At 68.1% G+C, this 21,377-nt stretch carries 19 protein-coding genes; 11 read left to right on the top strand and 8 right to left on the bottom strand.

All coding sequences use genetic code 11. The features are described 5' to 3' along the window. From M0R80_24135 to M0R80_24125, 3 genes are all read right to left on the bottom strand, one after another. Positions 1 to 729 (bottom strand): hypothetical protein (locus M0R80_24135; GenBank protein MCK9462722.1); only part of this gene is annotated, 729 nt, incomplete at its 3' end. Positions 730 to 950: 221 nt separating this feature from the next. After that, positions 951 to 3,017: a DNA topoisomerase IV subunit A gene (locus M0R80_24130; protein MCK9462721.1), complete on the bottom strand. Its 2,067-nt coding sequence runs from the start codon at positions 3,015 to 3,017 to the stop codon at positions 951 to 953. Between the two features lie 28 nt (positions 3,018 to 3,045). Next, complete coding sequence (locus M0R80_24125) at positions 3,046 to 4,884, bottom strand: type IIA DNA topoisomerase subunit B (protein MCK9462720.1); 1,839 nt, start codon at positions 4,882 to 4,884, stop codon at positions 3,046 to 3,048. A gap of 255 nt (positions 4,885 to 5,139) precedes the next feature. Between M0R80_24125 and M0R80_24120 the strand changes: the two genes are divergently transcribed. Both M0R80_24120 and M0R80_24115 read left to right on the top strand, forming a co-directional pair. Beyond that, entirely contained in the window at positions 5,140 to 7,980 is a 2,841-nt protein-coding gene (locus tag M0R80_24120; protein MCK9462719.1) for a hypothetical protein, read from the top strand. A gap of 50 nt (positions 7,981 to 8,030) precedes the next feature. Next, positions 8,031 to 8,813 carry an Ig-like domain-containing protein gene (locus M0R80_24115; protein ID MCK9462718.1) on the top strand — a complete coding sequence of 261 codons (783 nt, stop codon included), beginning with the start codon at positions 8,031 to 8,033 and terminating at the stop codon, positions 8,811 to 8,813. 25 nt (positions 8,814 to 8,838) lie between these two features. Here the strand turns inward: M0R80_24115 and M0R80_24110 are convergent, their stop codons facing one another. Next, positions 8,839 to 9,060, bottom strand: coding sequence for a zinc ribbon domain-containing protein (locus tag M0R80_24110; GenBank protein MCK9462717.1), 222 nt, complete (start codon positions 9,058 to 9,060; stop codon positions 8,839 to 8,841). Positions 9,061 to 9,312: 252 nt separating this feature from the next. Here M0R80_24110 and M0R80_24105 point away from each other — a divergent pair, with 252 nt between their 5' ends. From M0R80_24105 to M0R80_24080, 6 genes are all read left to right on the top strand, one after another. Further along, positions 9,313 to 9,783 carry a YbhB/YbcL family Raf kinase inhibitor-like protein gene (locus M0R80_24105; protein MCK9462716.1) on the top strand — a complete coding sequence of 157 codons (471 nt, stop codon included), beginning with the start codon at positions 9,313 to 9,315 and terminating at the stop codon, positions 9,781 to 9,783. 22 nt (positions 9,784 to 9,805) lie between these two features. Further along, positions 9,806 to 11,476, top strand: a complete 1,671-nt coding sequence (locus tag M0R80_24100) for an IgGFc-binding protein (protein MCK9462715.1) — start codon at positions 9,806 to 9,808, stop codon at positions 11,474 to 11,476. A 14-nt stretch (positions 11,477 to 11,490) separates the two neighbouring features. Next, positions 11,491 to 12,591 (top strand): hypothetical protein, encoded by a 1,101-nt coding sequence (locus tag M0R80_24095; GenBank protein ID MCK9462714.1) that lies wholly within the window; start codon positions 11,491 to 11,493, stop codon positions 12,589 to 12,591. Positions 12,592 to 12,701: 110 nt separating this feature from the next. Beyond that, the gene (locus M0R80_24090; GenBank protein MCK9462713.1) at positions 12,702 to 13,952 is read left to right on the top strand and encodes a hypothetical protein; all 1,251 of its coding nucleotides are present in this window, start codon (positions 12,702 to 12,704) and stop codon (positions 13,950 to 13,952) included. Between the two features lie 10 nt (positions 13,953 to 13,962). Further along, the gene (locus tag M0R80_24085; GenBank protein MCK9462712.1) at positions 13,963 to 14,664 is read left to right on the top strand and encodes a hypothetical protein; all 702 of its coding nucleotides are present in this window, start codon (positions 13,963 to 13,965) and stop codon (positions 14,662 to 14,664) included. Next, on the top strand, positions 14,643 to 15,287 hold the full coding sequence (locus M0R80_24080; protein ID MCK9462711.1) for a TlpA family protein disulfide reductase: 645 nt from the start codon (positions 14,643 to 14,645) through the stop codon (positions 15,285 to 15,287). Before M0R80_24085 ends, M0R80_24080 begins: the two co-directional genes overlap by 22 nt. 60 nt (positions 15,288 to 15,347) lie before the next feature. On the opposite strand, the gene M0R80_24075 is transcribed toward M0R80_24080, so the two are convergent. Both M0R80_24075 and M0R80_24070 read right to left on the bottom strand, forming a co-directional pair. Further along, entirely contained in the window at positions 15,348 to 15,701 is a 354-nt protein-coding gene (locus tag M0R80_24075; protein ID MCK9462710.1) for a hypothetical protein, read from the bottom strand. 32 nt (positions 15,702 to 15,733) lie between these two features. After that, the gene (locus M0R80_24070; protein MCK9462709.1) at positions 15,734 to 16,276 is read right to left on the bottom strand and encodes a hypothetical protein; all 543 of its coding nucleotides are present in this window, start codon (positions 16,274 to 16,276) and stop codon (positions 15,734 to 15,736) included. A gap of 130 nt (positions 16,277 to 16,406) precedes the next feature. Between M0R80_24070 and M0R80_24065 the strand changes: the two genes are divergently transcribed. Then, the gene (locus M0R80_24065) at positions 16,407 to 17,240 is read left to right on the top strand and encodes an Ig-like domain-containing protein (protein ID MCK9462708.1); all 834 of its coding nucleotides are present in this window, start codon (positions 16,407 to 16,409) and stop codon (positions 17,238 to 17,240) included. On the opposite strand, the gene M0R80_24060 is transcribed toward M0R80_24065, so the two are convergent. Together M0R80_24060 and M0R80_24055 are read right to left on the bottom strand one after the other, a co-directional pair. After that, positions 17,227 to 18,207 (bottom strand): RluA family pseudouridine synthase, encoded by a 981-nt coding sequence (locus M0R80_24060; protein ID MCK9462707.1) that lies wholly within the window; start codon positions 18,205 to 18,207, stop codon positions 17,227 to 17,229. The two genes, M0R80_24065 and M0R80_24060, sit on opposite strands and share 14 nt — an antisense overlap. A gap of 4 nt (positions 18,208 to 18,211) precedes the next feature. Further along, a complete protein-coding gene (locus tag M0R80_24055; GenBank protein MCK9462706.1) occupies positions 18,212 to 19,447 on the bottom strand; it encodes an anion transporter in 1,236 nt (411 codons plus the stop codon). A gap of 160 nt (positions 19,448 to 19,607) precedes the next feature. On the opposite strand from M0R80_24055, the gene M0R80_24050 reads away from it, so the two are divergent. Both M0R80_24050 and serC read left to right on the top strand, forming a co-directional pair. Beyond that, positions 19,608 to 20,480, top strand: a complete 873-nt coding sequence (locus M0R80_24050; protein MCK9462705.1) for a hydroxyacid dehydrogenase — start codon at positions 19,608 to 19,610, stop codon at positions 20,478 to 20,480. Positions 20,481 to 20,549: 69 nt separating this feature from the next. Further along, a partial coding sequence (gene serC, locus M0R80_24045) for a 3-phosphoserine/phosphohydroxythreonine transaminase (GenBank protein ID MCK9462704.1) occupies positions 20,550 to 21,377 on the top strand: 828 nt, incomplete at its 3' end.

Raw genomic sequence — 21,377 nt, 5'->3', positions numbered from 1 at the left:
GTAGTCGAAGCAGGAGTGCGCCTCGTCCGGCATGGTCCAGTAGTCGTCGGTGCGCGAGCAGTCGTCCTCGTCGGTGATGATCACGACGGCGAACAGGGCGTCCTCGCGGAGGAACCCCTCGTTGGCGCCGCCCGACGCGGTCTCCTCGAGCGCCTTGCGCATGGCGAGGAGCGGCATCTCGTACGCCGGCCCGTAGATTCCCACGACCGCGATCTCCTCGAACTGCGCGGCGACCTCGTCCCCGGGGCCGTCGATCCACGGATCGGTGGCGCCGTCCGGGGCGAGCAGCTCCCCGTCGCGCCCGTCGAGCGTAACGTTGCCCGGGATCCCCTCCACGGAGTAGTGGGTCGAGACGCCGGTCGTCGTGACCCCGATCCGGTACTCGAGCTGGTTCCCGTTGGAGGTCTCGTAGGCCTCGAGCACGTCGACGAAGTCGCCGAAGGCCGCGACGAGCATCTCCTGCTCGGCCGCCATGGTGCCGGAGTCGTCGATCACGAACAGGAGATCGAGCGCCTGGCAGCCCGAGCCCGGCTCGTCGGTGTCCGTGTCCGAGTCGGAGTCGGAGTCCGTGTCCGAATCCGTGTCGCCATCGGTGTCGGTATCGGTATCGGTGTCGGTGTCGGCGTCCGCGCCGGTCCGCGGCGGGCTCGGCTCGCACGCGAGCGCAACGGCGAGGGCGAGCACCCACGCCGCGAGGGCCGTCGTTCCACCGAGCGGTCTGAGTCTCATGAGAGCCTCCCTGTTCGTGTAGTTCAAACGGACATTGGGATGATATCACAAAAAACTCACCCCGGGCCCGTACTCGACCTCACCCCCGGCCCCTCTCCAACCTCACCCCCGCCCCCTCTCCGTCAAGCGGAGAGGGGAGCAGCTGACCAGAACCAGAAACGAAATGCAGAACAATTCGGTTGGTCCCCTCTCCACCTGCTGGAGAGGGGCCCGGGGTGAGGCTAGAACAGCTTGCGCTGCGGGCCGTCGTCGTCGCCGTTCTTCTTCTTCGGCGGGGCGGACGCCTTGGACGCCGGGGGGGGCGGCGGCGGCGGGACGGACCTGCGCGGCGGGAAGCTGTCGCGCGGAGGCGGCAACGGCGGCTCCTGCTCCTCGCGCGGCCCTGTCGCGACGTGCTTGACGCGCGCGATCGGCTTGGGCGCGAGCCGCGTGCCGCGCGCCGTGACGCCGGTGAGCTCGAGCGCGCCGAGATCGAACTCCGCCTCGCTGACCCGCTGCCGCTTCTTGGGCACGAACGACAGCTTCACCGTGTCCTTGGAGAGCCCCTGCAGGAGGAGGTCGATCTTGCCCTCCTTGCCCTTGATGAGCTCGTACTCCTTGTCGCGGATGAACTTGTGGATGTGCACCTTCTTCGCGAACGCGATCCGATCCGCGTCCCGGTACACGATCGTGAACATCTTGCCGCGCTCCGGATCGAGCTGCGCGAGGTACAGCACCTTGCCGGGGATCAGGATCTTCGCCTCCGGGCCGACGACGCGGAACGAGCCGTCGTCCGCGATCGCGAGCACGCGGTCGTACTCGCTGAGCGTCAGCTGGTGGTCGACGCCCTTGACGTCGCTGCCGAAGAACCCGGTCTCCGGATCGTAACCCACCTTGATGTTCTGCTGCGCGACCGCCTTCCTGTCGACGACCTCGAACCTGGCGATCTGCGAGCGGCGCGGGTAGGTCGATCCGTACTTGGCGAGCAGCCCCTGGATGTACTGGATCGTCGTCTGGGTGAGCGCGCCGAGCTTGGCGCCCACCTCCTCGATGGAGTCCGCCACGTCGCGCAGCTGCTTCCGGTTCCTGTTGATGTCGTACTTCGAGATGCGCCGGATGCGGATGTCGAGGAGCCTGCGCACGTCGTCGTCCGTGAGCGCGCGCTTGAGCTCCTTGCGGTAGGGCTTCATCCCCTCGTGCACCTCGAGCATCACCATCTCCTCGGTGCGCGCCTCCTCGATCCGCTTGTAGACGCGCTTCTCGATGAAGATCTGCTCGAGCGTCAGCCAGTGCTCCTCGTCCCGCAGCTCCTTGAGGGCGAGCTCGAGCTCGGCGGAGATCTGGTCGCGCAGCCGGTCCGTGAGGTAGCGCAGCACCTCGTTCGCGCTCATCTCGACCGGGTGGCGCTCCTTGATGATCACCATGTTCGAGGAGATCGAGACCTCGCACTCGGTGTACGCGTAGAGCTGCGGGATCACCTCGTCCGCGTAGACGCCGCGCGGGAGCTGCACCTCGATCTCCACGTGATCGGTGGTGAAGTCGTTGATCGCCGCGATCTTGACCTTGCCCTTCTGGGCCGCGGACTCGATCGACGCGATGAGGCTCTCGGTCGTCGTGCCGTACGGGATCTCGCGGATCACCACGCGCTTGTCGCCGTCCGCCTCGATGCGCGCCCGGACGCGGATCTTGCCGCGCCCCTCGTCGTACTCGGTGACGTCGACGATGCCACCGGTCGGGAAGTCCGGGTACAGCTCGACGGGCTCGTACTTGAGGATCTTGATCTGCGCCTCGAGGAGCTCGGGCAGGTTGTGGGGCAGGATGCGCGTGGACATGCCGACCGCGATCCCCTCGGTGCCGAGCATGAGCAGCACCGGCAGCTTGGCGGGGAGGAAGATCGGCTCGTTCTTGCGGCCGTCGTAGCTCGGGTGCACCTCGGTGAGCGCCTTGTTGAAGAGCGTCTCCCGCGCGAGCTCCGTGAGCCGGCACTCGATGTAGCGCGGCGCGGCGGCGGGGTGCCCGGTGATGATGTTGCCGAAGTTCCCCTGCCGCTCGATGAAGTACTCCTTGTTCGCGAGCACGACGAGGGCGTCGCCTATCGAGGCGTCGCCGTGCGGGTGGAGCTTCATCGTCTCGCCGATGACGTTGGCCACCTTGTGGAACTTGCCGTCGTCCATCTCGAACAGCGTCTGCAGGATGCGGCGCTGCACGGGCTTGCAGCCGTCGCGGAGATCCGGGATCGCGCGATCCACGATGACGTAGCTCGCGTACTCCAGGAAGTTCCGCTCCATCAACGGTTCGAGTGTCGCCATCTCGGAAATCCCGTTCGCCGCGGAGGTCCTAGACGATCTCCGCGATCAGGTTGTCGATGATGAACTGGCGCCGCTCGGGCGTGTTCTTTCCCATGAAGAAGTCGAGCGTCTTGGACACCGCGCTCAAGGAGCGCGCCGTGACCTGCACGAGCCGCATCTTCCGTCCTATGAAGTTGCCGAACTCGGCCGGGCCGATCTCGCCGAGCCCCTTGAACCGCGTGATCTCGTTGCCCTTGATCTTCTCCGCCGCGCGATCGCGCTCGCCCTCGCTGTAGCAGTAGACCGTCTCCTTCTTGTTGCGCACGCGGAAGAGCGGCGTCTCGAGGATGTAGACGTGCCCTTGGGAGACGAGGCCCTCGAAGTAGCGCAGGAAGAAGGTGAGCAGCAGGTTGCGGATGTGCATGCCGTCGACGTCCGCGTCCGTCGCGATGACCACCTTGTTGTAGCGCAGCCCGTCGAGGTCGTCCTCGATGCCGAGGGCGCGCATGATGTTGTACAGCTCCTCGTTCCTGTAGATCGCGTCGCGCTCGAGCCCGTGGCAGTTGAGCGGCTTGCCCTTGAGGCTGAAGATCGCCTGGGTGTAGACGTCGCGCGACGACACCATGGCGCCGCCGGCCGAGTCCCCCTCGGTGATGAAGATGAGCGTCTCCTCGCGCCGGTCATCCTTCGCGTGCTTCGGCGCCTCGTCGTTGTAGTGCGTCTTGCAGTCGATCAGCTTGGGGATCCGGATCGCGACCTTCTTGGCGCGCTCCTTGGCCTCCTTCTTGATCGACGAGAGCTCCTTGCGCACCCGCTCGTTCTGCCGGATCTTGTCGAGCAGCCGCTCGGCCGCGTCGGGCTCCTTGTGCAGCCACAGCACGACCTGATCCTTGACGAGCTGCATGATCCAGCCGCGGACCTCGGTGGAGCCGAGCTTGTTCTTCGTCTGGCTCTCGAACACCGGATCCTGCACGCGCACGGCGACGGCCCCGATCAGCCCCTCGCGCACGTCCTCGCCCGCGAAGCTCCTCTTCGCGAACTCGTTGATCCCCTTGAGCACGCCCTCGCGGAACGCGCTCTGGTGCGTGCCGCCGTCGCCCGTGTGCTGGCCGTTCACGAAGCTGAAGTGCTTCTCGCCGTAGGCGTGCGTGTGCGTGAACGTGAACTCGAGCCGATCGCTCTTGAAGTGCGGGCCGTTGTACACGACCTGCTCGACGCCGATCTCCTCGCCGAGCAGATCGACGAGGCCCGCCTTGCTCTGGAAGACCTGGCCGTTGTAGACGAGGCTTAAGCCCGTGTTGAGGTACGCGTAGTAGCGCAGCCGGTGCTCGATGAACTCCTCGCGCCAGCCGTAGTCCTCGAAGATCTCCGGGTCCGGCGTGAAGCGGATGAAGGTGCCGTTGCGCTCGCTCGGCGCCTTGCCGGAGCCCTCCTTGACGAGCTCGCCGCGGGCGAACAGGGCGCGCTTGAACGCGCCTTCCCGGAAGCTCACGACCTCGAACTCGGACGACAGGGCGTTCACCGCCTTGGTGCCCACGCCGTTCAGCCCGACGGAGAACTGGAACACGTCGTCGTTGTACTTGGCGCCCGTGTTGATCTCGCTCACGCAGTCGACGACCTTGCCGAGCGGGATGCCGCGGCCGAAGTCGCGCACCGACACCGTGTTGCCCTCGCGCCGGATGTCGATCTTCCGCCCGTTGCCCATGATGAACTCGTCGATGGAGTTGTCGATGACCTCCTTGAGCATGACGTAGATGCCGTCGACCGGGTTGCCGCCGTCGCCGATCCGGCCGATGTACATCCCGGTCCGCAGGCGGATGTGGTGCAGCGCGTCGAGGGTCTGGACAGCGCTCTCGTCATACGCGATGGTCGTCTTCCCGTTCGCCATGGTGCTTCCCGCGAGCCGAAACGCTCTCGCTGAACGGATGAACCGTATCTCCCGAAGAGGGGTACCACCTTCCGCATCGCATTTCAACATCGCGGCGATCGCCGTGGAGCGCACGATTCCAGTCAGGGGCGACCTGAAAACTGTTTAGAATATTTGTTTGATATGGATTATATTGACGCTGAGGGTAGGTTGTCCGGAGAAAGGCCCATGATGCGATCCGCGTTTCGCAAAATAGGCTCGATGTCCTCTTTTGTCATGGCAACCATGGCGCTCTGCGTCGGTTGCGACACCGGGGGCGAGATCAACCTCGTCGCGGTCTATCCGTCCGACGAGCCGGAACTCCTCACCGACGTCGGTGTCGAGCAAATCGTCGTGGAGCTGAATGACGCCGACGCGCGAGACGCCGACCCCGTCACGTTCGAGAGCCTGCGCAAGGATGAGGCGCTGCACTTCGGCGATCTCTCCGAGGGACCTTGGGTCATCGTCGTTCGCGGGCTGGACGCGACCGGCGAAGAGGTCGTATCCGGGGCGAGCCAGCCGTTCACGATCGCGAAATCCGTGGCGAAGGATGTCTTCATTTTCCTGGGGCGCACGCGCTCCTTCAACAGGGTCGCGCTCTCGCCTTCGGATCTCGAGGGGGAGCTGGCCGAGCTGAGCGGCCACACGGCGACGCCGTTCACCGCCGACGACGGGACGCAGCGAATCCTGATCGCCGGCGGCAGGCCTGCGGGTGAAACGGCTTCCGCCGAGGCATACGTCGTCGATCCGGGCGATTTCACTGTCACCAAGCTCGACGCGCAGATGTCTAAGAAGCGGATCGGCCACCGCGCGATCTCGGTCGAGCCGCCGGGGCGGCACGCGCTCGTGGTCATCGCCGACGGCGGGAACGGACCTGTCGATGCGCTCGAGGTTTTCGACACGAAGACCGGGGCGTTCAGCACCGTGGACGTCCCCTGCGCCCCGCCCGTCTCGGCCGGAATCGTGCCGGCGCTGACGCGCGACGGGGACGTGCTCGTCCACAGCGGGCGCGTGATCTTGCCCGGCGCCCAGCTCTGCGTCGTCGATCCTTATGGGGAGCAGGAAGCCGAGATCTGGCCGTCCCCGAGCGGCGCCGAGCCGGAGGCGCCCGCGATGTCGGCCGTGAACGCGATTGGGCAGATCGTTGTCGTAGACGGCGACGGCATCGTGAGCGTCTCGAGCGCGGTCGAGGACGGCGACGGCACGGACGGCTGCACCGGGGCGGACGCCGACTCGAACGGCCGGATCGCGCCGCGCGTCGGCGGGGCGCTGACGCCGGTCGGCGCGCGCGACAGGTTCGCTATGATAGGCGGCGAGAATCCCGTGGGCGGCGCGCCCGGGAGCGACTGGGCGCTCGTGGGGCTCTCCGGCTGCGGGGTGACGAGCGTGTCCGAGGGTGCCGGCGGCCGCGACGAGGTGCCGGAGACTCCCGTGGTGATGGACCTTTCCTCGAAGGAGAGCGCGCCGTTCGTCGACGTTTTCGTCATGGGCGGCGACACGACGAGCAGGGACACTTCGGCCTTGATCGCCGACGCGGCCGACGAGAGGCCGTTGTGGTACGCGGAAGACGCGGGGTTCACGCCGCAGATGCGCGCGGAGCGACTGGGCCACGCGATCGCCGTTCTCGAGAACCGGAGCGCGTGGGTTCTCGGCGGCGCGACCGGCGGCGAGGGTGCCGAGATCTTCGAGCTCGGAGACGGGGCGGTGCCGCTGGGCTCGGAGAGCCGCGACTTCGCGTTGCGGACGCCGGTGCTCACGGCGATGACCGTCCTCGACGAGACGGAGGAGGGGGACGAGCTGGCCGCGATGATCAAGGAGCCGGAGTTCCTCGAGGCGCTGCTGCTCCAAGAGGACGTGGCCGCCACGCTCTACATGCTGAGCAGCGCGGACCGCGGGATCAGCAACGGTGACGACAACGCCCTCGCGATGGCCGGTCTCCCGGACACGAGCGCCTGCACTCCGGGGCCGATCACGGCGGATTCCGTCATCATCGACGGGAGCATCGACGGTGCGGACATCGCCGGGATCGACTACCCGTCGATCATCAACGAGTTGCAGGACGGCGACAACCCGGTCGATCTGGCGTCGGACGCCATTTCGAACTGGTTGAACGAAATGAAGACGACGTCCCTCAACGCCTTCACGGGAGGCGGCGAGGGGCCCGTGCCGCTCATGGCGCCCGGCGATCCTGCCGGCAGCTGCCAGTGGCGGCAGTACCTCCGGGCAGGCTTCGACGGGCTGGGATACGAGGGGCCGTCGATGGAGGAGAAGGACGCGACGTACTCGGGCGTCAACGTGCTGATCCTCGCGGTGTCGGGCGACGACTGCAGCGAGGGCGTGTACCTGAACGTGAACAACAGCTCGAACAGCCTCTCGGATCTGCCGGCCGACGACCTCATCGCCGAGACGTACTGCGACAGCGTCGAGATGGACGACTACTTCGGCCTGCCGCCTGGCGACTACGAGGAGGGCATCGACTTCAACGAGGTTGCGCACGGGCTCGTTTGGGACATCAGGGATCTCGTCATCGGTATCGTGCGGCGGACGGTGTCGCCGGCGGATCCGGACGCGGGCAAGACCAGCGCGCTGCCCCGCCGGCTTCGCGCCAGCGTCGACCACCTCGTGCAGCTGGGCGCCGAGGTCGTGCCGGTGTTCGTCGAGGACGCGGACGATCCGGCCTTCACCGCGCAGATCGAGGTTCTCTCGGACAGCATCGCGCGGCGCAATGCCAACCAGGCCTGCGTTCCGGAGAGCCTCATCGGGGCGAGCGAAGCCCCGTTCGCCGCGGGCGTAGGTGGGGACGGGCTCTTCGTGCCGCTCGACGACTCCCCCTGGGCGGCCGACGCGGCGGCCGCTGTTCGCGAGGATGTGCGGAGCAGCTGCCGCGTCTTCCGGGTCGTCCCCGACAGGATCGACGAGAGGTACGAGCGGATCGAAGAGCTGGAGACCTCCGAGTGGAAGATCGGGACCGACACCGACCGCCGCGCCGGCTGCGGTCGCGGATGGACCGTCGTCGTCGAACCGGAGATCGCGCGGCCCGCCAACGACGAGCTGTTCCTGCGGTGCGTCGCCGACTGAGCTCGCCTGAGCCTACAACCCAAGTCGCGGGCCGAGGGAAGGAGAGGAACATGAGGACGAAGTGGATGCTGGGCGTGGTTTTCGCGATCGCCGCCGCTGCGGCGATCGGTTGCGACGAGGACGGGTCGTCTGGGCCGAGCGACACGGAGCAGGAGGACCTCGAGAACCCGGCCGTCACGATGGACAACGTCTTGTCGTACCAGGGCGTGTCCGGCACCTTCGGCGTCGAGGTGACGGCGACGGACGACGTCGGGATCGCGACCGTGGAGCTCCTCGTGGACGGCGAGGTCGCCGCGTCGTCGACCGCGGATCCGTTCACCGTCTCCTGGGACACGACCGCGCTCGCGGACGGCTCCATCCTGCCGATCTCCGTGCGCGCCGTGGACACCGCGGACAAGATCGCCGAGACCGAGCCTGTCACCGTGGTCGTCGTCAACAACGGTTACGTCGTCGAGTTCACCGACGAGTTCGGCGGGACGATATCCATCCCCGCGGACTATGACGGCACGCAGGAGGTCGACGTGAAGCACCACTGGAACGCTCCGTCGGCCGCCTCCCGCATCCTCGGGATCGTGCTGTTCACGATCGGGGACGGGCAGGCGGAGTGGGGCGCCGGGCTCGACATCGGCACGGGCTACTGCCCGGACAGCGGGGAGTTGCTGGACTCGATGGTGCAGATCCTGGACGGGTCGCCGGTCGTGTTCGACTCCCAGCCCGAGGGTGGGTACCCGGGTGACGACCAGATGATGTTCTTCCACATACGCCCGGCGAACCCCACGGACCACCTCGGCGACTCGATGGGCTACGAGATCCACGCCTACGCGTTCGATTGAGCTCCGTCGTTCACCGCGCCCCGGCTCAGTGCTTGCAGCTCGAACAGCTCGACGAATGACAGGAGGAGCAGCCGGACGAGCCGGACGAGGGCGTGAACTTCTCCCCGCTCTTGAAGGCGAACGCGGACATCAGGCGGTCGACGTCGATCGACTCGCACCTCGGGCACGCGACGCCCTCCGCGGAGCCGAAGACGAGCTCCTCGAAGTCGGAGCCGCATCTCTTGCACTTGAACTCGTAGATAGGCACGGCGCACCTCCGCATCGGAACCGGCGGGATTGTCGCGGCGCGCGCCGCGGCTGTCAACCTTGTCACGGGGGACCTTGTCACGGGGGACCGCTGGCACTACGATCGGCCCCGGAGCGGAAGAGGCCGCCTAAGCCGGAGGGTTCGATGAGAGCGAACGCCGTTTGCCGCGCCGCGGTCGTGATGGCGCTGGCCGCGCTGCCCGCGTGCCAGACGACAGGTCACGCCGCGGCCGCCGAGCCGGGAGGAGCGAGCATGTCCAAGATGACGATCACATCGACCGCGTTCGCCGAGGGGAAGGAGATCCCCGCGAAGCACACCTGCCAGGGCGAGGACAGCTCGCCGCCGCTCGCGTGGAGCGCCGTGCCGGCGGGCGCCAAGAGCCTCGCGCTCATCGTGGACGATCCGGACGCGCCCGATCCCAAGGCGCCCAAGATGACCTGGGTGCACTGGGTGCTGTACAACCTCCCGACGGCAGCGTCGGGCCTCCCGGAGGGGGCGAAGGAGCTCCCGGCCGGCGCGAGGAGCGGCTCGAACGACTGGAAGCGGACGGGCTACGGCGGCCCGTGCCCGCCCATCGGGCGCCACCGCTACTTCCACAAGCTGTATGCGTTGGACGTCGTCCTGCCGGATCTCGGCGCGGCCACGAAGGCGGAGCTCCTGCGCGCCATGGAAGGCCACATCATCGCCGAGGCGGCGCTCGTCGGGACGTATCAGAAGCGCTAGCGCGAGGCGCTGAGGGGGCGAAATGAAGATCTGGATGACGCTGGCCGGTTCGTTCGTCATCGCCTCGCTCGCGGCGGGGTGCGAGGGCGCCGGCAACGTCGGCGGCGGCGACGCGGACGCGGACACGGACGCGGACACGGACGCGGACACGGACACGGATACGGACGCGGATACGGAAACGGAAACGGATCCGGACGCCGGCACCGACACCGACACGGGGTACGACGGCCCGGTCATCCCCACGACGTGCGAGGAGGCGGCCGCGGCGATGACCTCGGTCGGCTGCGACTTCTTCGTGGCCGACGTGGACAACTGGGACGCCTGCGATCCCGAGACCTACGCGGTCGTCGTGTCGAATCCACAGGAGGATCAGGACGCCGTGGTGACCCTCGAGGACGGCGTCGACGGGGTGATCTACACGGTGACCCTCGTCCCCGGGCAGCTCGACATCATCGAGGTGGCGTGCTCGTCCGCCTGTCTCGTCTCGCCCCACCAGCTCGAGATCCAGGGCATCGGCCTGGCCGCCGGATTCCGGCTGACCTCCGACGTGCCCGTGCTCGCCTACCAGTGGAATCCGTACGGCATCGAGCTGTACTCAACGGACGCGTCGCTGCTCATCCCGCGGACGAGCCTGGACGGGACGTACATCGTCGCCGCGTGGGGCCACGGGCCGGGTGCAACGTGGCCGCAGCTCACGTCGCAGGTGACGGTCGTGGCCACCGAGGACGACACGCAGATCTCGTTCATCCCGGCCACCGACGTCCCGAGCCTCAATGGCGTAGGGCCGTTCGTTGCCGGAGTGGAGACCGTGGCGTATTCCCTCGACGCGTTCGACGTCATCTCCCTGAGCCCGACGACCCTCGACGCGGATCTCACCGGGACCGCGGTGCTGGCCGACAAGCCCGTGGTCGTGTTCGGTGGGCACTCCTGCGCCAACGTGCCGAGCGGGGCGTACGCGGCGTGCGACCACGTGGAGGAGCAGATCCTGCCGCTCGCGGCGTGGGGAACGAGCACCGTGCTCGCGAGGCACATGGCGCGCGGGACCTGCACCGGGGACCAGGATCCGGTGCGGTGGCGCGTGATCGCCGGCGCGGACGGAATGACCGTGTTCTTCGATCCCCCGGTGCCGGCGCCCGTCGGGGGGAGCCACACCTTCGCGCAGCAGGGCGAGCTCCTCGAGTTCGACGCGCCGGGGGACTACCTGGCGTGGGGCACCTTCGACACCCCCGAGGATCCCGCGCACCCGGAGGCGCCGTTCTTCGCCTATCAGCTGATGATGGGCGTGGACTACGCCGGCGGCTGCAACGGCGGCGACGGTGATCCCATGATGCTGCAGTCTCCGCCCGCCGGGCAGTTCCTCAATCGCTACACATTCAATACAGACAACGTTTTCGATTTCAGATACGACCACATCATCGTCGTGCGCGAGGCCGGCGTCGAGATCACGCTCGACTGCCTCGGGCCGCTGCCGGACGGCGCGTTCGAAGCCGTTGGGTCGGCGAGCGAGTGGGAGGTGGGCCGGTTCCTCATCGACAACCCCGAGAATTCGACGGGTTGCTTGGACGGCACGCACTCGATCGCCTCGGACGAGCCGTTCGGGCTCTCCGTGGTTGGCGTCTCGCCGGCGAACTCGTACGGCTACCTGGGCGGGGTGGGCGTCCGCGTCATCAACCCGAATCCCATCATCGAGTGAGGGAGGGCGGCACAATGCTCCCGACGTGGAGATCCTCCGCCGTGATGGTGTCGCCGCTCGTTCTCGCGTTGTCGATCGCCGGATGCGGGACGGATGTCGCGCTCGGCGATATCGAGGCCGACGCGTCCGACGCGGACACGGACGTCGACACGGATACGGATGTCGACACGGACACGGACACGGATACGGACTCGGACACCGACACCGGCACCGATACGGACACGGACACCGACACCGACGAGTGCACGTGGGAGGTCGTCGCGCTCGGCAGGCTCGCGGGCGTGTGGGGCGCGTCCGCGACGGATGTCTACGTCGTCGGCGGCGTCACGCTGTCCGAGACCCTGGTGTACCGATTCGACGGCACGGATTGGAACGCGCTCGACCCCGGGCTCGGCCTGGTGGGGCTCAGCGGCGTGTGGGGCGCAGCAGCCGAGGACGTCTTCGCCGTCGCCGAGACGCTGGTCGTCGTGCGCTACAACGGTTCGACGTGGGACGTCTTCACGCTCGAGTTCATGGATCCCCTGCACGGCGTCTGGGGATCGTCCGCCGGCGACGTGTACGCGGTCGGCGGGCTGATGGGTCCGGCGGTGGCCCACTTCGACGGCGCCGCGTGGGAGACGGTAGCGGGCGTCCCCGGCGGCCCGCTCTCCGACGTCTGGGGCAGCTCGGCGACCGACGTCTGGGCCGTGGGGACGGCGTCGATCGTGCACTCGAGCGGCGGCGCGTGGGCGTCCGCCTCGGCCGGCGTGGACGTGACGTTCGTCGACGTGGCGTCGGTGTGGGGCGCCGGCGCGGACGACGTGTTCGCGGTCGGCGAGGACTCGCTCCTGGCCGAGTCGGTGTTCTACGTGTTCGACGGCTCCTCGTGGTCCCCGCGGGATCTCGGCGGGCTCGCCTTGAGCGTCGGCCTGCGCGCCGTGCACGGCCGGAGCGCGGACGAGGTCTACGCCGTCGGCGTGGATTACGACACCTCCGGCGGCGCGATCGTCCTCTACGACGGCGCCGGCTTCGAGCTGCTCGACGGGCCGTTCGACTTCCCGCTCTCGGACGTCTGGGCCGCGCCGACCGGCGAGCTGTTCGCGGTGGGCGACGAGGGCGCCGTCGCCTGCCGCTGAGCCCCGCCGCCAATTGGCCTTTTGCGGGAATGGTGATTAGGATATACGCGTTTCGGCGGCGGCCGGGCAACGTCTCGCCGCCGTTTCCACCGACCGGAGGTCATGTGTAAATGAGCAAGATCGTGAAGCTGCTGCTCCTCGCCGTCGCCCTCTTCGCGGCGTTGGGGGTGGCGTTCTCGGCGGTCTCGACCTACGACTTCGTCGCGCACCTCGACAGGCAGGTCCACTCGATCACGTGCTCCTTCATCCCGGGGGTGGGGGACGGCGGCACCGGCACCACGAGCGGCTGCTTCGCCGTGATGATGAGCCCGTACTCCTCGGTGCTGCGCGACTCCACCTGGGGCGGCGTCCCGATCGCGCTCCCGAGCCTGAGCGTGTTCGCGTTCCTCTTCCTCTTCGCGATCGCGCTCGTCGTGAAGAAGACCGCCCAGCTCCGGCCCGCGCACGTGGCGTTCGCCGTCGCGGCGGCCGCGCTGCCGTCCGTCGTCTCCATCGTCTACTGGGTCATCTCCGTCAACGTCATCGGCGTGGTGTGCAAGAACTGCGTCGGCGTCTACGTCGCGTCGTTCGGCGCGCTGATCGCGGCCGTCGCGGCGTTCGTCGCCTCGCGCAAGCTGCCGAAGCCGGAGGCGCCGGAGGGCGCGCCGTGGGGCTTCTACGGCCTCTCCTTCGCGGAGGGGGTGCTGTTCGTCGCGGTGCCGCTCGCGGTCTTCTTCGCCATGAAGCCCGCCTACACGGACGAGATGGCGCGCTGCGGCGAGCTCATGCACCCCGAGGACAAGTACGACGTCCGCGTCGCGCTCCACAGGAGCCCGGGCGGGGCGCAGGCGATCGAGCTCGTCGACCCGCTGTGCCCCGCGTGCAAGGCGTTCCACGACCGGCTCGACGCGAGCGGCCTCATCGACCGGCTCGAGCTCGAGGCCGTGATGTTCCCGCTCGACAAGACGTGCAACTGGATGGTCTCCGAGTCGATGCACCCCGGGGCGTGCACGGTCAGCGAGGCGGTGCTCTGCGCCGGGGATCGCGCCGAGGAGGTCCTGGACTGGTCGCTCGAGAACCAGGAGGAGCTGCGCGCCATTGCGACGAACGATCCGAAGGCGCTGACCGCCAAGATCAAGATGCAGTTCCCGTTCGTTGCGGAGTGCGTCGGCAAGCCCGCGGTCAAGACCAAGGTGAACCGGTCGCTGCGGTGGATCATCTCCAACTCGTCGCGGGTCATGACGCCGCAGCTGTTCGTGAACGGCGTCAAGCTCTGCGACGAGGACTCGGATCTCGGCCTGGAGTTCGCGTTGAACCGGCTGCTCGCGACCGGCGGGACCGGCCGCACCGCGCCAGCGAACGCGCCGGCGGCGGGGCGGTAGGGGTGCCTTCATGAAGACGATACACTTCCAGATCATCGCGGCGCTGGCGATCCTCATCGCGCTCTCGGCGACGGTCGGCTCGTGGGTCGGCGCGGCAGGGGACAGGCTCGCGCAGGAGATGGCCGTCGGCAAGAGCGACAGCGGCGTCGCCATCGCGGCCGCCACCGACGAGACGTACTGCACGCCCGAGCTCAAGCAGATCCTGCGGCGCGTGCTCACGTCGTGCGGCCTCGTCAAGGACGGCCAGGCCGGGCGCGGCTGCCAGCCGATGGAGGCGAAGAGCGTCGCGTCCATGTCCGGCCCGGACTTCAACGCCTTGTTCAAGCCGCTCGCGAGCCGCGCGGCGATCATCCAGTTCGAGCAGGGCAAGGCCGATCTCGACCCCAACGCGATCGCGCTCCTCGAGCAGAAGTTCGCGGACCAGCGCGGCGCGTCCTACTTCTTCGTCGTGTCGCGCTCCTCGCCCGAGGGCGCGGTCGAGAAGAACCGCGCGCTGTCCCAGGCCAGGGCGGGCGCGGTGCTGGGCTACCTGAAGACCCGCTTCAACGATCCCGACCTCGAGCAGGAGGTCGGCCTCCTGTGGCTCGGCGAGGAGTTCGCGCAGCTCGAAGAGGAGTACTGCCAATGGACGCGTTCCAAACCCGAGGGACCGTGCTCGGGCAACGAGCTGAACCGGTCGGCGTTCATCGCATGGATCGACTGTCGGCTGTAGCGCGGCGCCCGGTCGCCGTGGCGCTCCTGTTCGCCGCCGCGTCGCTCGCCGCCGCGTGCGGCACCGAGGAGCCGGCCGGCCCGGTCGAGCTCCCGGCGCGCGTGAACGCCGTGAAGGCGACCAAGCCGACCGCCTCGGCGAGCGAGTGGTGCGACGTGCACTACGAGCCGGGGAGGGGGCCGCGGCTCGCCGTGCCGCAGGTCGAGGACGCGCGGAGCGGCGGGACCGCGGGCGGGCCGTCCGGCGGCGGCTGGATCTGGGTGAACCTCTGGGCGACTTGGTGTGGGCCGTGCCTGCGCGAGATGCCGCTCATCACGCGCTGGATGGAGGCGCTGAAGCGCGACGGGGTGGCGGTGGATCTCTGGTTCTTGTCGATCGACGAGGAGCCCGCCGTCCTCCGATCCTTCCTCGCCGAGCGGCCGACGATCACGCCGTACAACTCGCTGCGGCTCTCGCGCCAGGAGACGCTGCGCCCGTGGCTCGGATCGCTCGGCCTCCCGCCCGACACGGCGATCCCGGTGAACGTCCTCGCCGGCCCGGGCGGCGCGGTGCGGTGCGTGCGCACCGGCGCCATCAACGACGGCCACTACCCCACGATCCGCGAGATCCTCGGCGACAGATAAAAAAATAGGGGCGGCTCGGAAGCCGCCCCTGTCGGGGTCGGGACCAAGAACGGCGGGCATCTAAGCGGCCTCCTCGCTCGCCTTTCGCGTTCTTCCGGCCGAGCGCTTGAACCGCGCGAGACTGGCGAGCACCACCTTGTCGTCGCGGAACCGGCCGCGGACGGCGTTCAGCATGGCGAGGAACTTCAGGTACCTCGCCTCCTGCGCCTCGGCGAACCGCTCGCGCCGCTCCACGTACTGGGCGTGGAGCGCCTCGAGCTCGGAGCGCTCGGAGCGTTGCGCCTCGACCTCGGCGAGCAGCTCGCCGCCGCCGATGCCCAGCACCTCCCAGCCGTTGACCTGGCACAGCCGGGCGAACGCGTCGAAATCGTCGTCGAACGTCTTCTGCGGGTGCAAAGTGCGCTTCATCTTCATCGCGGCGTCCTTTCGTTGCCCGCCCTCGCGTTTCACTCGGGCGGGGTGTTGCTGATCAGGCCTTTTGCAAGGGCGATGCCAAGAGCCCTCACCCTGCCCTCTCCCGCCGGGAGAGGGAGCAAAGAACGCCCCGGTATCACAGGGGGTGAGGGCTTCGCGGACACGAGGTGTACCGCCGCAACAGGTTCCCGCTTCGCGTCCACGAGGTGTTGCTTTTCGGCAACAGGTTCCCGCTTCGCGGCCACGAGGTGTTGCTTCGGTGCAACAGGATCCCGCTTCGCGGCCGCGACGTGTTGCTTCGCGGCCACAAAGTTCTGCTTCGCGGTCACCGCGCGTCGCTGCTCGACGGCAAAGTCTCGCTGTTCGACGGCAAACTCTTGTGGCTCGACAGCAGAGTTCTGTGTCGCGGCCACAAAATTCTGCTTCGCGGTCACCGCGCGTCGTTGCTCGACAGCAAACTTCTCTGTCTCGACAGCAAAGTTTTGTGGCTCGACAGCGGCGCGCAGCCTCACAGAAGCAAAGCGGAGCCTCTGGCCGAAGAGAAGATGGGAAAGAATGGGAATCATGAGAGTCATGGGATGGTCGGCGCAGGGGCCACGAAGCGGGAGGTTGCGGAAAATCGACTCCATTGACAGTGGAGCGCGGCGCGCGTTACAGCGGCCATACGCGGCCTTCGCGGCCGTTCCAACCAACGAGGTGGGGAAGATGAAAAGCACGATGAAGGCGCTCGCGGTGGTCGTGGTCCTGTCGGCGGCTCTCGGCTTCGGCTGCACGCCCACGCCGGTGACCGTCGAGGTCTCTCCGCCGGACCTGACGATCAACAGCGCGGACGTGTCGCCGACGTTCACCGCGAAGGTCCTCGACCGGGAGGACAAGCCGATCCCGGACGTGACGGTCACCTGGAGCTCGCTCGACGAGACCGTGTGCACGATCGATCCCGTGACCGGCAAGATGAAGGTGGTGGGCAGCGGCCGGGTCGAGATCAACGGGACCGCCGGCGCGGCGACCGGCCTCGCCATGGTCACCGTCGCGCTCTACAAGGCGCTCAACACCGACACGAAGAGCCTCGAGCTCTGGATGGGCCAGGTGCAGAAGGTCGACGCGACCATCGCGGACGAGACCGGCGCGCCGATCGCGGGCGAGGTCGTCTGGGAGTCCTCGGATCCCAAGATCGCCTCGGTGGTCGGCTCCCGCGGCGAGATCCGCGGCGTCGCCCCGGGCAAGACGACGGTCGTCGCGACCGCGAAGGATCTCAGGGCCGAGGTGGAGGTCGAGGTGCTCACCCCCGGCCCGTTCGAGCTCGGCGTCTCGACGGCGCTCCTCAAGCTGAAGGTCGGCAAGACCGCGAAGGTGGAGGGCAAGCCGCTCGACGAGAACGCGCAGCCGGCCGCGGGGTTCCCCGTCTCGTACGAGTGTTACGACACCTCGGTCGCGACCGTCGACGAGAAGGGCCTCGTCACGGCCGTCGGCATGGGCGAGACGAAGATCGGCGTGACCGCCGGCGACAAGAGCGTCGAGATCAAGGTCAAGGTGCAGTAGGGGCGACCGGCCGGTCGCCCATGCGACAGTTCCCCGATCTCAGGACATCGAGGAACGCCGCCATCTCGCCCGGCACGGGTGAGGAGAAGCGGACGAGCGCGCCGCTTCCCGGGTGGACGAAGCCGAGCTCCGCCGCGTGCAGCATGAGCCGCGGCGCGGCGAGCACCGGGCCCGCGTAGTCGCGGAGGTACATCGTCTCGCCCACGATCGGGTGGCCGGCCTCGCTCAGGTGGATGCGGATCTGGTTCGTGCGCCCGGTCTCGAGGCGGCACGAGATGAGGGTCGCCGCGCCGAGCCGCTCGAGCACCTCGACGTGCGTCACCGCCGTCTTGCCGGTCTTCGTCCGCGGCTTGATCCATCGCGGCGTGCGCTCCACCGATCCCCGCAGCCCGTCGCCGCGGTCCTGGACGAGGTGGCTCACGAACGTGCGCGGCGAGAGCTCCCCGTGCACGAGCGCGAGGTACCGCCGCTCGGCCGAGTGGAGCTTGAACTGCTCCTTCAGCCGGGCCAGCGCCGCGCCGTTCCTCGCGAACACGAGCAGCCCGGAGGTGTTGCGATCGAGCCTATGGACGACGTGCACAAAGGCGCTCCTCCGGCCGGCCGACGCGCTCTCCCGCTTGCTCCGCTTGAACAGGACGGCCCGCAGGAGGACGTCGAGCGTGGGGCGATCGCCCGGCTCGTACGGCACGGTCAGCAGCCCGGACGGCTTGTCGACGACGACGATGTCGTTGTCGAGGTGGACGATCGCCGACGTCGGCAGGAGCGCGTCCTCGGGCCGCGGGCGCCGCGCGTCGGGGGTGAAGTCGATCGCCGCGCCTTCGGGGATCTCGGTCCCGATGTCCAGGGTGACCCGTCCGTCGACCGAGATCTTGCCCGCGCGGATCCGGTCGCGGGCGCGGCCCCAGGAGAGCGAGAACCGCTCGCGGACGACGGCGTCGAGGCGCGGCGGCTTCTTGGGGTCGTTCATCGCTTCACGCCATGAGGGCGAGCACCGCGACGCCCGCCGCCAGCACGAGCACGGTCGAGACCGCGCCGAACTTCAGGTACTCCACGTAGCCTAGGTCGTACTCCTTTCGGGCCATCTCCGCGACGATGATGTTCGCGACCGAGCCGAGCAGGGTGAGGTTCCCGGCGACCGTCGTGACGAAGGCGAGCAGCACGTAGCCCGAGTCGCCGAGGCCGAGCGCCGGCACGAACGGCGCCGCGATCAGCGTCATCGGCACGTTGGACACGAGGTTCGAGCCGCCCACGAGGAAGGCCGTTATCGCCCCGTAGCCGAGGGCGCCGTCCGGTACGAGGTACTGCGCGCTCGCGGCCCACGCGCGCTCCACGAGGCCCGTCTTCCCGAGCCCCGCGACCACGATGAAGAGGCCGCAGAAGAAAACGAGCAGGGTCCAGTCGACCCGCGCGAACACCTTCCTCGGGTCCTCCCGGGCGGCGATCATGAGCACCGACGCGCCCGCGAGCGTCGTGTAGCCGAGGTGGAAGCCCGCGAGGAACGCCGCGATGACCGCCGCGAGCACGGCGAGCGCCACCCACCGCATCGAGCCCTTCGAGCTCCCCGGGGCCGGCGAAGGCGGCCTTTCCAGGTCGAGGACGCGGCCCGCGAGCTGCTTGCGGTAGTAGAGCACGAGGAGCGCCGTGTTCAGCCCGAGCCCGACCGCCGCGATGGGTCCGGCGGCGGCCGCGAAGTCGAGGAACGGGATCCCGCTCACGCTTCCTATCAACATGTTCTGCGGGTTCCCGACGATCGTCGCGGCGCTCCCGATGTTCGCGGATGTCGCGACCGCGATCAGGAACGGGCCGATGGGGAGGCCGAAGCGCGCGCAGAAGGCGAGCACGACAGGCGTGAGGAAGAGGCAGACCGAGTCGTTGAGGAGGATCGCCGAGAGGACGCCCGAGAGGAGGGAGATCGCGGCGAGGAGCGAGAGCGCCGTGCGGCACCTTCGCGCGACGAGATCCCCGAGCCAGTCGACGAGCCCCACGTCCTTGAGGTACGCGGCGAGCAGCATCATGCCGAACAGGAGGAGGATCGTGTCGCCGTCGACGGCGGCGTAGCTCTCCTCGGGGGTCAGGGCGCCGATGATCACCATCCCGAGCGCGCCGAGCATCGCGATCGCCGGCCGGCCGACCGGCAGGAGCTTCAGCCGCCTCGACGCGATGCCGACGTACGTCGCGGCGAACACGATGACGATTGCGGTGATCATCGCGCACGGAATACGCGGGAGGGGGGCCGCCCGCAAGCCCAAACCGCGCCGCCGAGGCCGGGGCCGAGCGAGGTTGTATTTCCCGGGAAAAGACAATAAGTTGGCCTCACACGGCAACTCGCCGCGCCTTGCGGCGGCGCTCGCAGGAGGGAAAACAGAGATGAAGATCTTGATCGCGGACGCGTTCGACAAGTCGCTGCCCGGAAGGCTCGCCAAGTTCGGCGAGGTCTTCGAGGACAAGGCCCGCATCGGCGAGGCCGACGCCGTCCTCATGCGGTCGAAGACCAAGGGGGACAAAGCGCTCATCGACAGCGCGCCGAACCTCAAGCTCATCATCCGCGGCGGCGTCGGCGTCGACACCATCGACGTGCCGTACGCGAAGAGCAAGGGGATCGAGGTGCGCAACACGCCGGAGGCGTCCTCCGTCGCGGTCGCCGAGCTCGCGATGGCGCTCATGCTCGCGCTCCCGAACCGGGTCGTCTACGGGCACGAGGGGATGGTCAAGGGCGAGTGGCGCAAGAACGACATCAAGCGCACCGAGCTCATGGGCAAGACGCTCGGCCTCATCGGCATCGGCCGCATCGCGTCCGAGGTGGCGATCCGCTGCAAGGCGTTCGGGATGAAGGTGATCGCGTATGACAAGTACGTCGAGAAGTCGCCGAACGCGGAGAGGATGAGCTGCCACGACGTGCTCAAGAACGCCGACTACGTGTCGCTCCACACGCCGCTCACCGACGAGACGCGCGGGATGTTCAACAAGGACGCGTTCGCGAAGATGAAGAAGGGCGCGTACATGGTCAACACGGGCCGCGGCAAGTGCATCATCGAGGCCGACCTCGTCGCCGCGCTCGAGTCCGGGCAGCTCGCCGGCTACGGCACCGACGTCTGGTACTCGGACCCGCCGGAGAGCACCCCGATCGTGAAGGCGCCGAACACCGTGATGACCCCGCACATCGGCGCGTCGAGCAAGGAAAACCTTCTGCGCATCGGCGATTGCTGCGTGGCGATCTTCGAGGAGTTCACGAAAAAGTAGGGGCGCACCTGCGTGTGCGCCCTTGGGATGCACCTACGTGTGCGCCCTCCAAGAAGTGAGGTGACGATCATGGCAAAGAGGATTTTCAATTTTTCCGCCGGCCCCTGCACACTGCCCCTTTCCGCGCTCGAGAAGGCGCAGTCCGAGTTCGTGGACTACGGCAACTCGGGCATGTCGCTCATCGAGATGAGCCACCGCGGCAAGATCTACGACGCGGTGCACAACCAGGCGATCGACGTCTTCAAGGAGCTGCTCGCGGTCCCGGACACGCACGAGATCCTGTTCCTCGGCGGCGGCGCCACGCTCCAGTTCGCCATGGTGCCCTTGAACCTGATGGTCGAGGGCAAGACCGCCGAGTTCGTCAACACCGGCGCGTGGGCCAAGAAGGCGATCTCCGACGCGAAGAAGTGCGGCTCGGTGAAGGTGATCTGGACGGGCGAGGGCGAGAGCTTCATGCGCATCCCGCGCAAGGACGAGCTCGTGTTCAACCAGGAGGCGTCGTACGCCCACGTCTGCGGCAACGAGACGATCGGCGGGATCGAGTGGCAGGAGATCCCGGACACGGGCAAGGTGCCGCTCGTCGTCGACGCGTCCTCGCACGTCATGTCGCGGCCGATCGACTGGAACCGCGTGGCGATGATGTACGCCGGCGCGCAGAAGAACCTCGGGCCCGCGGGGCTCGCGGTCATCGTCATGCGCAAGGATCTCATCGAGCACGGCAAGGAGGGCCTGCCCGCGTACCTCGCCTACAAGACGCACGTGCCGGACAAGTCGATGTACAACACGCCGCCGGTGTTCGCGATCTACATGATGAAGCTGACGCTCGACTGGGTGAAGGAGCAGGGCGGCCTCAAGGGGATGGAGGCGCTCGCGATCAAGCGGTCGTGCACCATCTAC

This window comes from Pseudomonadota bacterium, assembly GCA_023229365.1.
Taxonomy (GTDB): domain Bacteria; phylum Myxococcota_A; class Polyangia; order JAAYKL01; family JAAYKL01; genus JALNZK01.
Note: the sequence above shows the minus strand (reverse complement) of the source record. Positions and strands in the feature narration are given on the sequence as shown.

Coding starts and splice junctions, on each gene's coding strand:
- M0R80_24130 (MCK9462721.1), bottom strand. CDS start 3,017: ATGGCGACACTCGAACCGTTGATGGAGCGGAACTTCCTGGAGTACGCG.
- M0R80_24125 (MCK9462720.1), bottom strand. CDS start 4,884: ATGGCGAACGGGAAGACGACCATCGCGTATGACGAGAGCGCTGTCCAG.
- M0R80_24120 (MCK9462719.1), top strand. CDS start 5,140: ATGGCAACCATGGCGCTCTGCGTCGGTTGCGACACCGGGGGCGAGATC.
- M0R80_24115 (MCK9462718.1), top strand. CDS start 8,031: ATGAGGACGAAGTGGATGCTGGGCGTGGTTTTCGCGATCGCCGCCGCT.
- M0R80_24105 (MCK9462716.1), top strand. CDS start 9,313: ATGTCCAAGATGACGATCACATCGACCGCGTTCGCCGAGGGGAAGGAG.
- M0R80_24100 (MCK9462715.1), top strand. CDS start 9,806: ATGAAGATCTGGATGACGCTGGCCGGTTCGTTCGTCATCGCCTCGCTC.
- M0R80_24095 (MCK9462714.1), top strand. CDS start 11,491: ATGCTCCCGACGTGGAGATCCTCCGCCGTGATGGTGTCGCCGCTCGTT.
- M0R80_24090 (MCK9462713.1), top strand. CDS start 12,702: ATGAGCAAGATCGTGAAGCTGCTGCTCCTCGCCGTCGCCCTCTTCGCG.
- M0R80_24085 (MCK9462712.1), top strand. CDS start 13,963: ATGAAGACGATACACTTCCAGATCATCGCGGCGCTGGCGATCCTCATC.
- M0R80_24080 (MCK9462711.1), top strand. CDS start 14,643: ATGGATCGACTGTCGGCTGTAGCGCGGCGCCCGGTCGCCGTGGCGCTC.
- M0R80_24075 (MCK9462710.1), bottom strand. CDS start 15,701: ATGAAGATGAAGCGCACTTTGCACCCGCAGAAGACGTTCGACGACGAT.
- M0R80_24070 (MCK9462709.1), bottom strand. CDS start 16,276: ATGACTCTCATGATTCCCATTCTTTCCCATCTTCTCTTCGGCCAGAGG.
- M0R80_24065 (MCK9462708.1), top strand. CDS start 16,407: ATGAAAAGCACGATGAAGGCGCTCGCGGTGGTCGTGGTCCTGTCGGCG.
- M0R80_24060 (MCK9462707.1), bottom strand. CDS start 18,207: ATGAACGACCCCAAGAAGCCGCCGCGCCTCGACGCCGTCGTCCGCGAG.
- M0R80_24055 (MCK9462706.1), bottom strand. CDS start 19,447: ATGATCACCGCAATCGTCATCGTGTTCGCCGCGACGTACGTCGGCATC.
- M0R80_24050 (MCK9462705.1), top strand. CDS start 19,608: ATGAAGATCTTGATCGCGGACGCGTTCGACAAGTCGCTGCCCGGAAGG.